Annotated in this window: 11 protein-coding genes; 5 read left to right on the top strand and 6 right to left on the bottom strand. The window is 52.2% G+C overall.

The features are described 5' to 3' along the window. Nucleotide 1: 1 nt before the first annotated feature. The 3 genes from HPC37_RS00950 to purE all read right to left on the bottom strand — a co-directional run bounded on the left by HPC37_RS00950 (nucleotide 2) and on the right by purE (nucleotide 2,859). A complete protein-coding gene (locus tag HPC37_RS00950; protein ID WP_427915930.1) occupies nucleotides 2-1,189 on the bottom strand; it encodes an amino acid aminotransferase in 1,188 nt (395 codons plus the stop codon). 87 nt (nucleotides 1,190-1,276) lie between these two features. After that, nucleotides 1,277-2,365, bottom strand: a complete 1,089-nt coding sequence (purK, locus tag HPC37_RS00945; RefSeq protein WP_208121384.1) for a 5-(carboxyamino)imidazole ribonucleotide synthase — start codon at nucleotides 2,363-2,365, stop codon at nucleotides 1,277-1,279. Then, nucleotides 2,362-2,859, bottom strand: coding sequence for a 5-(carboxyamino)imidazole ribonucleotide mutase (gene purE, locus HPC37_RS00940; RefSeq protein ID WP_208121383.1), 498 nt, complete (start codon nucleotides 2,857-2,859; stop codon nucleotides 2,362-2,364). Before purE ends, purK begins: the two co-directional genes overlap by 4 nt. A 175-nt stretch (nucleotides 2,860-3,034) precedes the next feature. Between purE and pepN the strand changes: the two genes are divergently transcribed. Then, entirely contained in the window at nucleotides 3,035-5,641 is a 2,607-nt protein-coding gene (gene pepN, locus HPC37_RS00935) for an aminopeptidase N (protein WP_208121382.1), read from the top strand. A 9-nt stretch (nucleotides 5,642-5,650) separates the two neighbouring features. After that, nucleotides 5,651-6,685, top strand: a complete 1,035-nt coding sequence (pyrD, locus tag HPC37_RS00930; RefSeq protein WP_208121381.1) for a quinone-dependent dihydroorotate dehydrogenase — start codon at nucleotides 5,651-5,653, stop codon at nucleotides 6,683-6,685. A gap of 31 nt (nucleotides 6,686-6,716) precedes the next feature. On the opposite strand, the gene tehB is transcribed toward pyrD, so the two are convergent. Beyond that, entirely contained in the window at nucleotides 6,717-7,583 is an 867-nt protein-coding gene (gene tehB, locus HPC37_RS00925; RefSeq protein ID WP_208121380.1) for an SAM-dependent methyltransferase TehB, read from the bottom strand. Between the two features lie 155 nt (nucleotides 7,584-7,738). Between tehB and HPC37_RS00920 the strand changes: the two genes are divergently transcribed. Then, a complete protein-coding gene (locus HPC37_RS00920; protein WP_208121379.1) occupies nucleotides 7,739-8,668 on the top strand; it encodes a mechanosensitive ion channel family protein in 930 nt (309 codons plus the stop codon). 41 nt (nucleotides 8,669-8,709) lie between these two features. Here the strand turns inward: HPC37_RS00920 and dacB are convergent, their stop codons facing one another. Next, entirely contained in the window at nucleotides 8,710-10,128 is a 1,419-nt protein-coding gene (gene dacB, locus HPC37_RS00915; protein ID WP_208121378.1) for a serine-type D-Ala-D-Ala carboxypeptidase, read from the bottom strand. Between the two features lie 165 nt (nucleotides 10,129-10,293). Here dacB and greA point away from each other — a divergent pair, with 165 nt between their 5' ends. Beyond that, nucleotides 10,294-10,773, top strand: coding sequence for a transcription elongation factor GreA (greA, locus tag HPC37_RS00910; RefSeq protein ID WP_208121377.1), 480 nt, complete (start codon nucleotides 10,294-10,296; stop codon nucleotides 10,771-10,773). A 48-nt stretch (nucleotides 10,774-10,821) separates the two neighbouring features. Here greA and yhbY read toward each other — a convergent pair whose 3' ends face one another. Further along, on the bottom strand, nucleotides 10,822-11,115 hold the full coding sequence (gene yhbY, locus HPC37_RS00905) for a ribosome assembly RNA-binding protein YhbY (protein WP_208121376.1): 294 nt from the start codon (nucleotides 11,113-11,115) through the stop codon (nucleotides 10,822-10,824). Nucleotides 11,116-11,226: 111 nt separating this feature from the next. On the opposite strand from yhbY, the gene rlmE reads away from it, so the two are divergent. Further along, on the top strand, nucleotides 11,227-11,856 hold the full coding sequence (rlmE, locus tag HPC37_RS00900; RefSeq protein WP_208121375.1) for a 23S rRNA (uridine(2552)-2'-O)-methyltransferase RlmE: 630 nt from the start codon (nucleotides 11,227-11,229) through the stop codon (nucleotides 11,854-11,856). Nucleotides 11,857-11,858 lie beyond the last annotated feature (2 nt).

Raw genomic sequence — 11,858 nt, 5'->3', positions numbered from 1 at the left:
ATTACAGCACGTTGACGATAGCTTTGCACAAATAGTCAATGTTGTCGTCGGTGATACCCGCCACGTTGATGCGCCCTGAGCGCACGATGTAGATGGCAAATTCCTCTTTCAAGCGATCCACCTGCTCTGGCGTGAGGCCGCTGAAGGAGAACATGCCGTTTTGCTCATTGATGAACGCAAAGTTTTGTTGCGCGCCGTACTCTTTGAGCAGTTCCACCAATTTGCCGCGCATTTGCTTGATGCGGTTGCGCATTTGGCTCAGTTCATCTAGCCATTGCGCTTTCAATTGCGCGTCACCGAGCACAATCGCCACCGCGTTGGCACCGTGGGATGACGGGTTGGAATAAAGGGTGCGGATAATGGTTTTCACTTGGCTGAAGGCTTTTTCTGCTGTGGCCTGATCCGCTGCGACTAACGTGAAGGCGCCCACACGCTCGTTATACAGCCCAAAGTTTTTCGAATAAGAGCTCGCCACAAGCAATTCTTTGTGGTTTTGCGCAAAGGTGCGCAAGCCAAAAGCGTCTTCTTCAATGCCGTTGGCCAGGCCTTGATAGGCGAAGTCAAACAGCGGTAACCAGCCATTTTTGGCTGAAAGATCGGCTAATTGTTGCCATTGCTCAGGGGTTGGGTCAATCCCGGTTGGGTTGTGGCAGCAGCCGTGGAGCAGCACCACGTCGCCTTCGCTAGCGTTGCTGAGATCGGCGAGCATATTCTCCCAATCCAGGCCATGGGTGTTTTCATCGTAGTAGCGGTATTGGCGAATGGTCATGCCCACGGCGTTGAAGATCGCATTGTGGTTTGGCCACGTTGGCGAGCTGATCCACACATTTTGTGCGCTGGTTTGGCGTTTAATAAATTCTGCCGCCACCCGCAGCGCACCTGTGCCGCCTAAGCTTTGCGCGGTTTTAGCGCGTTTTTGCGCCACAATCTCAGCCCCTTCACCAAAGAGCAGCTCCTGCGTGAGTTGGTTGTAGGCTGGGATGCCATCGATAGTGAGGTAATTTTTCGTTTCTTCACTTTCAAGCAGGCGGCGCTCGGCCTCTTTCACCGCTTTGACAATCGGGGTTTGCCCGTGGGCGTCTTTATACACGCCGATGCCAAGGTTCACTTTTGGGCTGCGTGTTTCGGCTTTAAACGCCTCGCCTAGGCCTAAAATCGGATCCGCAGGCGCGGCTTCAATTTTTTTCAAACATAATGCTTCCTTTTTGTGTTGTATGATGTTGTAAGCTTCTTTTATACGCATTTTGCGCGCAAATGACAACTCATCGGCGCCATTTTATCGCAAATTTTCAATCGCCCACGCGAGGCCCGATTGATAATTCGCCTCCAGCAGCGGTGAGAGCGCCTCAAGTGCGGTGATGACCGCACTTTTATCTGGGTGAGCAATGTTAATGTGCCCCAGTTTACGCCCTGGGCGCACCGCTTTGCCGTACCAATGCAGCTGACTGTGCGGCACACGCAGCCACTCGGCGTTGTGCTCGCTGCCAATGAGGTTGACCATCACACTGGGCATCGTCAACGCAAGGGCTGGCGTTGGCAAATCAAGCAGCGCGCGCAAATGCAACTCAAATTGGCTGATATTCGCGCCTAGCTGTGTCCAGTGCCCGCTGTTGTGCACTCGAGGTGCGAGCTCGTTGACCAGCAATTGCTCGCCGATGACAAAACACTCCATCGCCATCACGCCAACATACTCCAGTGCGGTCAAAATCGGGGCGAGCATTTTCTCCGCTTGGGCTTGTAGTGTGCTTAAGTGCGGTTGCTCGCAATGCACCACGCTGTAGCGCAAAATGCCTTCTTGTTGCAAATTGCGCGTGATGGGGTAAAAACGCATTGAGCCATCCCGAAAGCGCGCGCCGACCAGCGAAATTTCATAATCAAAGGGGATAAATTGCTCCGCAATCACTTCACCGAGCAGCTCATCGCTGATCTGCGCGCGGTTATCAGCGTTGACAATCCACTGTCCGCGGCCGTCGTAGCCACCGGTGCGGCGTTTAACCACCAGTTTTTCACCAATATTATCAAACGCCTCAGTGAGTTCCGCTTGGCTTTCAAGCACGCACCACGGCGAGGTGGCAATGCCGAGCTCATCAAGCAGTTGCTTTTGGGTTAAGCGATCGGCTAGGCGGGCGAAAACGTCTTTGTTGGCAAAGTGCGGGTGTGCGCTCAGTGCGTCGGTCAAGGCGGTGTGCGGCCAGCGCTCAATTTCAGCAGTCACGATCGCACTTTGTGGAATGTCAAAGTGCGGTTCGTCAAACCCCAGCGGGCGGACATCAATGTCCAGCGGTGCGCCTGCGTAGCGCAACATACGGCCGAGTTGGCCGTTGCCGAGCACAAAAATGGGTGGGTACAGTGCGCTTGGCATCACGCTTCCTCCCGTGGGTCTGGGTGGTTGAGCACCTGCTCGGTTTGGCTGGTGCGAAACGCGCTTAAGCGCTCGGCAAGCTCACTGTCGTGATTGGCTAGGATCTGCGCGGCTAATAGCCCAGCATTGGCGGCACCAGCGCCGCCGATCGCCAGCGTGCCGACGGGGATCCCGCGTGGCATTTGCACGATGGAATAGAGGCTGTCGACCCCGCTGAGCATCGAGCTTTTCACGGGCACGCCCAACACAGGCACCAAGGTTTTGGCCGCCAGCATGCCAGGCAAGTGCGCCGCGCCACCCGCACCTGCGATGATGACATGAAAGCCATTTTGTTTCGCTTGCTCTGCGAAGGTGAAGAGTTTATCCGGCGTGCGGTGCGCGGAGACAATTTCGACATGATAAGGGACATTTAAACGGTCAAGCATTTCAGCGGCTTCCCGCATGGTTGGCCAGTCACTTTTTGACCCCATAACAATGGCAACAGGGCAGTTGGGCATAGCAAGCTCCTTGCAAAAAAGTTGTGCACAAAGTGGCGTTAGAATAGCACGAATTGCGCAGAATTTAACCCTGAGGGCGGAAAATTTTTTGCAATGATAGGCTAATATGATTGCAACTTGGCGTCTAAAATTCTATGCTTACGCCCCAATAGTTATTCATTCATTTGGAGCACCCATGCAGCCGAAAGCAAAATACCGCAAAGACTATAAACCCGTCGATTTCACCATCACCGACATTGATTTGGATTTCACCCTTGACCCGCAGCACACTACGGTGGTGAGCAAAAGTGCGGTCAAGCGCATGAACCCGCAGGCAAGCACGTTGCGTCTTGACGGTCACAGCTTTCAATTTGCGGATATCAAACTCAACGGCAAGCCGTTCACAGCCTACAGCCAAGACAGCCAATCGCTCACCTTGGATTTAAACGGCATTGACGCCAGTGCCTTTGAGCTTGAAATCACCACTATTTTGCAGCCGGCCAACAACACCTCACTTCAAGGGCTTTATCAATCAGGCAAAGCATTTTGCACCCAATGCGAGGCTGAGGGCTTTCGCCAAATCACCTATATGTTAGACCGCCCCGATGTGCTGGCGCGCTACACTACCAAAATCACCGCCAACAAAGCGCAATATCCGTTTTTGCTCTCCAACGGCAACCGCATTGCTAGCGGCGAGGCGGGCGACAACCACTGGGTGCAATGGCAAGATCCATTCCCAAAACCAAGCTATCTATTTGCCTTGGTGGCCGGGGATTTTGACTTGTTATCCGACAGCTTCAACACAAAAAGCGGGCGAGAAGTGGCGCTTGAAATTTATGTCGACAAAGGCAACCTTGAGCGTGCTCACTGGGCGATGCAGAGCTTGAAAAAATCCATGCGTTGGGACGAAGAGCGTTTTGGGCTGGAGTACGATCTCGACATTTACATGATCGTGGCGGTGGATTTCTTCAACATGGGCGCGATGGAAAACAAAGGCTTGAATATTTTCAACTCCAAATTTGTGCTGGCCAACCCCGCCACGGCCACCGACAACGATTACCTCGATGTGGAACGCGTGATTGCGCACGAATATTTCCACAACTGGACAGGCAACCGCGTGACCTGCCGCGATTGGTTCCAACTCAGCCTGAAAGAGGGCTTGACGGTCTTTCGTGACCAAGAGTTTTCATCAGATACCGGCTCGCGCTCGGTCAATCGCATCAACAACGTGCGCTTTTTGCGCAGCGTGCAGTTCGCCGAAGACGCCGGCCCGATGGCGCACCCAATCCGCCCTGAAAAGGTGATTGAAATGAACAACTTCTACACCGTCACGGTGTATGAAAAAGGCGCGGAGGTGATCCGCATGCTGCACACCTTGCTCGGTGAGGAGCGCTTCCAACAAGGCATGCAGCGCTACATTGCCGCCAACGACGGCAAAGCCGCCACCTGTGATGATTTTGTGCAAGCGATGGAAGAGGCCAGTGGCATAGATTTGGCCATTTTCCGCCGTTGGTACAGCCAATCGGGCACGCCTGAATTGACCGTGCGCGATGAATTTGACGCGCGCGATGGCGTTTATCGCTTGTATGTCAGCCAAGTGACGCCAGCGACCCACGATCAGCTCGATAAAATCAATTTGCATATCCCACTCAAAGTCGCGCTGTATGACAAGCAAGGTAAAGCGCTGCGCCTTGAAAACGCCAACGGTGCCCAGCGCGATGTGCTCGATGTGACCCAATATGAGCAAACCTTTGAGTTCCACGGCTTGCTTGAAAAGCCGGTTCCTGCGCTGCTGTGTGAATTTTCTGCGCCCGTGAAACTGGATTACCCATACACCACCGAGCAGCTGTTGACGTTGCTTTCCCACGCGCAAGATGATTTTGTCCGCTGGGATGCGGCGCAAACGCTGCTCAACCGTGAAATGCAAGCCAACCTTGAGCGCCTGCGCCAAGGGCAGGCGCTGAGCCTGTCAAACGAATTACTCAACGCATTCCAACACGTATTGGAGCACTATGAAGACGACCTCGAGCTGACCGCACTTATCCTTAGCTTGCCGAAAGAAACCGAATTTGCTGAGCAGTTTAAAGTGATCGACCCGCAAGGGATTCACCATGTGCGCGGCTTTATGTTCAAAACCATCGCCGAACACCTGAAGGCGACCGCACTTCGTATTTATCACCAAATTGATTTGCCAAGCTACCGTGTTGAGCAGCGCGACATCGCCCTGCGCAGCTTGCGCAATTGTTGCTTGAGCTTCCTCGCCGCGACCGATTTTGGCAATGCTTTGGTGCACACCCATTACACTCAAGCGGACAACATGACTGACACCTTGGCGGCGTTGAGCTGTGCCTGTGCCAATCAGCTGGCCTGCCGCGACAAATTGTTGGCAGACTTTGAGCAAAAATGGGCGCACGACGGTTTGGTGATGGACAAATGGTTCATGCTGCAAGCCACTCGCCCAGATGCGGACGTGCTGCAATTGGTGATCAAGCTGATGGATCACCCAAGCTTTGAGTTCACCAATCCAAACCGCGTGCGTAGCTTGGTGGGCAGCTTCTGTGGGCAAAATCCAAACGCCTTCCACACCGTGGACGGCTCGGGCTACCGCTTCTTGGTGGATGTGCTGATTCGCTTGAATAAGAGCAACCCGCAGGTGGCCTCACGTTTGATTGAGCCATTAATTCGCCTGCGCCGCTACGATAACCAGCGCCAAACCTTGATGCGCCGCGGCCTAGAACGCTTGGAGAAAATTGACAACCTCTCCAACGATTTGTATGAAAAAATCGAAAAAGCCTTGAACTAAGGAGGGCGTGTGAACCCACTTTATTCTTTTATTCGCAAGGGGTTGTTCGCCCTCGACGCCGAGCGCGCCCATGAGCTGACGATCAAAACCCTAAGTGCGGTCGGCAAAACGCCCGCGCGCCACTTGCTCTCATTGGGCCAATGCCGCGTGCAAGGCCAGCGCGTTGAGTGCATGGGCTTGCAGTTCCCCAACCCCATTGGGCTGGCCGCCGGCGCGGACAAAAATGGCGAGGCGATTGACGGCTTTGGCGCACTCGGCTTTGGCTTTATTGAAGTAGGTACCGTCACGCCATTGGCGCAAGACGGCAACCCCAAACCGCGGCAATTCCGCCTGCCTGAGGTGCAAGGCATCATCAATCGCAACGGGTTTAACAATCTCGGGGTCGATAATTTGGTTGAAAATGTCAAAAAATCCCATTTTGACGGTATTTTGGGCATCAACATCGGCAAAAACACCGCCACAAGTGTTGAAAACGGCAAAGGCGATTACATCTATTGCTTAAATAAAGTCTATCCACACGCGGATTATATCGCCATCAACATCTCCTCACCCAATTCACCAGGCTTGCGCAATTTGCAATACGGCGACGCGCTGGATGACTTGCTGCAAGGCTTGAAACAGCGCCAAGGGGAGCTGGCGCGCTATCACAACCGCTACGTGCCAATTGCGGTGAAAATCGCGCCAGATTTGAGTGAAGCCGAGCTGGTGCAAATCGCCGACAGCCTTGTGCGCCACCAAATCGACGGCGTGATTGCCACCAATACCACCATCTCACGCGACATGGTGCAAGGCGTTGCCCACAGCGAGCAACAAGGCGGCTTAAGCGGCCAGCCCCTGTGCGCCTTGAGCACGCAGATTATTGCGCGCTTGCACCAAGAGCTCGGCGGCAAGCTGCCGATCATCGGCTGCGGCGGCATCACCAGCCTCGCCACAGGCCAAGAAAAAATCAACGCCGGCGCCAGTCTTTTGCAGCTCTACTCCGGCATGATCTACCAAGGCCCAGCCCTCGTACGGGAATTGGTTGAGCATATTGAATTGAAATAAAAAGTGCGGTCAGTTGACCGCACTTTGCTTTTTAGCGTTTTTTCGCCAAGAGGGTGGCGAAGCGGAGTTTGATGCGGTTGCCGTTTTCGTCGGTTTTGTGCAGTTCGCCGATGTTTTCGTTGTACTCCACGATCTCCCAATCTTGGTAATATTGCTTCAATTCGCCCGTTTTGAAGGTGAATGGGAAGGGCATTGGGCACGGGTAGTCGTCGGTGGACATGGCGGCGACAATCAGGTTGTAGCCGTTTTGGTGGGTGTGCTCTTGCATGTTGACGATTACGCGCGGGATGCTCTCAGCGGGCAAGAACATCAACACCACGGTGGAGATGATAAGATCATAGCGATCTTGAATGGCGGCCTCGGTGATGTCGTAAACGGCGGTGTTGAGCTTATCTAATTGCTCTTTTTCTTTCACGTTGTTGAGAAAGGCGATGCTCGCCTCGTTGCGATCCCAGGCGTCAACCTCAAAGCCCATTTTGGCTAAAAACAGGCTGTTGCGCCCCTGCCCGCAGCCGAGATCAAGCGCTTTGCCCTCACAAATGTGCTCCATGGTGCGCATCACGTCGCTGTGGGTGGCGGTCATGTTGTATTTTTTCGCGCCGAAATTTTTCAGCTCGCAATAAAATTCCAAATAACATTCCAAATCGTCACTCAGTGGCTCAACGCGGTGCCATTGTTGCGGCTCAACAAAGGGCGCTTGATTGTCTTTATCAAAAACATATTCCGCTTGGATATTGCCTTGCTCATCAAGGGCATAGAATTTGAGCGAGCCGTTTAAAATGGTGAGTTTGGCCCAGGTGCCGACTTTGGTGTTGTGCATTTTTTGGAACATATCCGGCAGGGTTTTAGCGGTCCAGACGGGCATTTTTTTATAACAAACTAATTGACTTGGGGTCATGGCGTGTCCTTAAAGATGTATTTTAGATGAATGATTAGAGTGTATAAAAAAAGTGTGCGCCGTGCAATCTATTCCTGATTAATTTAGTCAAGCATACTTAAAAAGTGCGGTTAGAAGTGCTAGAATGCCGCCCTATTTCAATTTTGGAGAAGATTATGGCTGGAGAAAATGAAAGTGCGGTTGCCGCACCGAATATTGATATTACCGAAAGTGCGAAAGAGATCATCAACGGCGTGCAGGGGCTGGATATGCACACTGTGATTTATGATTATGTGATCCCGTACGGCACCAAAATTTTGCTCGCGATTATCATCTACTGGGTGGGCAAGCGCGTGGCACGGGTGTTTAGCAACATTTTAGGCAAGGCGATTGCGCGCTCTAGCGGTGATGAAATGCTGCAAAGCTTTGTGCGCTCGATTAGCTATTTCGCGCTGATGCTGATGGTGGTGATTGCCGCACTGTCGCAAATTGGCGTCAACACCACCTCACTGGTGGCCCTCATTGGTGCCGCGGGCTTGGCGATTGGTTTGTCACTGCAAAACTCGCTGCAAAACTTTGCCGCCGGCGTGATGATTTTGATCTTCAAACCATTTCGCAAAGGAGATTACATTGAAGCCGGCGGTGTGGCAGGCAGCGTCGAGCAAATTGGCCTGCTGGTGCTGGAGTTGCGCACCGTAGATAACAAAACCGTGCTGGTGCCTAATGGCAAAGTGTTTGGCGACAGCATCACCAACTATTCGATTAACGAAACGCGCCGGATTGATTTTATCTTTGATATTGCCTATGAGGCCGACATTCGCAAAGCGAAAGAGGTGCTGGCACTGTGTTTGGAAGAAGAACCACGCGTGCTGCGTCACCCTGAGCCGCTGATTGCCGTCGGTGCGCTGGAGGCGAGCAGCGTGCAGCTGTTTGTGCGCCCGTGGGTGAAAACCAGCGATTATTTTGCGGTGCAATTTGCCTTGACCGAGCGAGTGAAGTTGGAGTTTGACCGCGCGGGGATTGAAATCCCATACGATCAACTCGATATCCGCTTTCCTGAAAAAGAGCTGGCGAAGTTGGAAAACACCTTACACGACACTCACTAAAAAAATCCCCTCAGGTGAGGGGATTTTTATATCAAGTGCGGTCACTCGTTGAAAAGTGCGGTATAAAGCTGCTTTTCAAATTGCACTAGCGGGCGGCGCTTGGTTTTTTGCTCCAAGTCGCCGGTGACATAGCCGCTGACAAACTGCACAAAAGCGATTTTTTCACCGCGCGCGTTGGTGATAAAACCTGCGAGGTTATAAACGCCTTTGAGCGAGCCGGTCTTGGCGATCAAGTTATTTTGAATCGGTGGTGCGATCATCGAGCCACGCCCGCTGATGGTGCCGTCTACGCCTGCAATCGGGAAGGTGGTGAGCAAATCGAGCTTGTCGTCGTGGGCGTTGATGTATTCCAGCACTTGCAGCAGCGTTTGCGGGCTGATTAAATTATGGCGCGAGAGCCCTGAGCCGTCGGCGAGTTGATCGTTGCCAAACTTGATGCCTGCTTGCTTGCGCAGCACGGTTTTAAGCGCAACCGCACTTTGCTGAAAAGACACAGGGCGGTTGTAATAAGCAAAGCCAATGCGGCGGAATAGACTGTCGGCGATTTGGTTGTCTGAGTGCTTCATCATTTTTTTCAGCAGCACAGGCAGCGGCTTGGATTCGACAAACGCTAGCTCCTTGCCTGCGCGTGGCACTAGGCTAACGTTCACGCCGCTGTGTTGAATGCCAAGGCGCTTGAGCTGGCTGTCAACATAAGAGCCCGCGTAGCTGTCTGGGTCTTGCACGGCAAAGCTCAAGCCAAAGGGTTTAGGGTTGCGCGCGATGCAGCCTTTTAATGTATAGCGGTTGTTGTCACTGACGCTGACATCAAAATTGCAAAAGCCCGCGGCTTTCGGGTCAACAATTTGCACTTGGCTGAACACCTGCACAGGAAATTGTGCGGGGATCGTGACACTCACTAGCTCGCCAGGCTTGGCGGAGGCGTCAAGGTTGACGGAAAAGCAGTTGCCGTCCACGCTCGCCGCCGACGGTAGGGCGTTAAAGCACATGGTTAAATCATTCCAAATCCAGCCCAAGCCGCGGTCGTGGCTGGCAAACACGGTGGAATCAAGCCACACATTGCCGTCAATACGGTTGATGCCTTGCTGCTTAAGTTGTGCTAATAACTGATAAAGCTGCCCGCTGGTTAGCGTCGGGTCGCCTGCGAATTTCACGATCACATCGCCTTTGAGTGCGCCATTGGTGACTTTGCCGGTGGTTAAAAGTGCGGTTTTGAAGGTAAAATCATCCCCGAGCAGCAACTTTGCCCCCAGTGCGGTGAAAATTTTCTGCGTGCTGGCTGGCAGCATCAGCTGCTCGTCATTGAGTGAGGCGATGCGTTGGTGATGGTTGAGGTTTTCAGCCACCAGCGCCACTGTGGTGCCTTGTGGCAGAGTAGCGGCGTAGTCCTGCGGGGTGACGGTTGGCCAAGCGCTAAGCGCACAAAACAGCCCGCCAGCGAGAAGGGGTAATCTCATCATAGTGAATTCACATTGCAATTTTTAGATAAAGCCCATAATATAGTGCCAATGACCGTTATTTAAAAGCGAATTTGAACACCTTCAAATTCTTTTACAAAACACCAATTGCTTACGGCAAAGGCGCTTTGCCGTAGGTTTTTTTTGTCTTAACGCAAGGAAGTTATTATGCAACAAATTCCAATGACAGCCCGCGGTGCGGAACAATTAAAACAAGAATTGGAACAACTGAAAACCGTTCGTCGCCCTGAAATCATCAAAGCCATTGCCGAGGCACGTGAGCACGGGGACTTGAAAGAAAATGCGGAATACCACGCTGCGCGCGAGCAGCAGGCCTTTTGTGAAGGGCGCATTCAAGACATTGAAAGCAAACTGGCGAATTGCCAAATCATTGACGTGACTAAACTCAAAAACAACGGCAAAGTGATTTTTGGCGCAACGGTAGTGTTGGTGAATGTGGACACCGACGAAGAAGTGCAATACAAAATTGTCGGCGACGATGAAGCGGATATCAAACAGGGCTTGATTTCAGTCAACTCGCCTATTGCGCGCGGCTTGATTGGCAAAGAGGTGGACGACAATGTGGCGATCACCACCCCAGGTGGGCAGGTGGAATTTGATATTATTGAGGTGATTTATCAAGCCTAAAGCGAAAGTGCGGTTGCAAAAATGCCTTTCAAGCGAAAGGCATTTTGTTTATTTCGGCAAGCGGATTTGCGGCTCGTCGCCCGCACGGTAGAGCACCAGCACGTGCCCGATTAATTGCACCGCTTCAGCACGAGTTTCACGCACAATGGCGTCAATGATCAGCTGCTTGGTTTCGCGATCGCTGCCTGCGATTTTCACTTTAATCAGTTCGTGGTGATTGAGCGCGTTGTCAATTTCCGCCACCACGCCTTCAGTCAGGCCGTTGGCGCCGAGCAGCACAACGGGTTTTAAATTGTGCGCTAGGCCTTTTAAAAATTGCTTTTGTTTGGTTGAAAGTGTCATAGTTACCCTTAGTGTTTCCAGTGTGTGGGAATCTTCAAAAATGTGCTTGAATATAAAAATTTTAGCACCATATTAACATTTAAACCATCATTTGATGCCTTGAGAGAAAAAATGGGAAAGAAAAAACGCTCAGCTAGCTCCAATCGCTGGCTAAATGAGCATTTTAAAGATCAATTCGTTCAAAAAGCGCACAAGCAAAAGCTGCGTTCGCGCGCTTACTTTAAATTAGATGAATTGCAAAGTCGCGATAAATTATTTAAACCTGGCATGACGGTGGTTGACCTTGGTGCGGCACCTGGTGGCTGGTCGCAATTTGCCGTGGCCCAAATTGGTGGGCGTGGGCGCGTGATTGCCTGCGATATTTTGGACATGGACCCGATTGCTGGCGTGGATTTTTTGCAAGGGGATTTTCGTGAAGAGAGCGTGCTGACCGCACTTTTAGATCGCGTCGGCGAGCAAAAAGTGGATGTGGTGATGTCGGATATGGCGCCCAACTTTTCAGGCATGCCGTCGGTGGACATTCCACGGGCGATGTATCTGGTGGAGCTGGCGCTGGATATGTGCCGGCAAGTGTTGGCGAAAAATGGCAGTTTTGTGGTTAAAGTGTTCCAAGGGGAGGGCTTTGATGATTACTTGCGCGAAATCCGTTCACTGTTTACCACCGTCAAGGTGCGCAAGCCAGAGGCCTCGCGGGATCGCTCGCGGGAAGTTTATATTGTGGCAACAGGTTATAAATTGTAGTA

The sequence above is a fragment of the Spirabiliibacterium mucosae genome (assembly GCF_014884965.1).
Lineage (GTDB): Bacteria > Pseudomonadota > Gammaproteobacteria > Enterobacterales > Pasteurellaceae > Spirabiliibacterium > Spirabiliibacterium mucosae.
The sequence above is the reverse complement of the archived record's forward strand: the minus strand, read 5'-3'. Positions and strand labels throughout refer to the sequence as shown.

Excerpts from the sequence above, each read along its gene's own strand:
- purE (WP_208121383.1), bottom strand. The coding sequence starts at position 2,859 with ATGCCCAACTGCCCTGTTGCCATTGTTATGGGGTCAAAAAGTGACTGG.
- pepN (WP_208121382.1), top strand. The coding sequence starts at position 3,035 with ATGCAGCCGAAAGCAAAATACCGCAAAGACTATAAACCCGTCGATTTC.
- tehB (WP_208121380.1), bottom strand. The coding sequence starts at position 7,583 with ATGACCCCAAGTCAATTAGTTTGTTATAAAAAAATGCCCGTCTGGACC.
- HPC37_RS00920 (WP_208121379.1), top strand. The coding sequence starts at position 7,739 with ATGGCTGGAGAAAATGAAAGTGCGGTTGCCGCACCGAATATTGATATT.
- dacB (WP_208121378.1), bottom strand. The coding sequence starts at position 10,128 with ATGATGAGATTACCCCTTCTCGCTGGCGGGCTGTTTTGTGCGCTTAGC.
- greA (WP_208121377.1), top strand. The coding sequence starts at position 10,294 with ATGCAACAAATTCCAATGACAGCCCGCGGTGCGGAACAATTAAAACAA.
- yhbY (WP_208121376.1), bottom strand. The coding sequence starts at position 11,115 with ATGACACTTTCAACCAAACAAAAGCAATTTTTAAAAGGCCTAGCGCAC.
- rlmE (WP_208121375.1), top strand. The coding sequence starts at position 11,227 with ATGGGAAAGAAAAAACGCTCAGCTAGCTCCAATCGCTGGCTAAATGAG.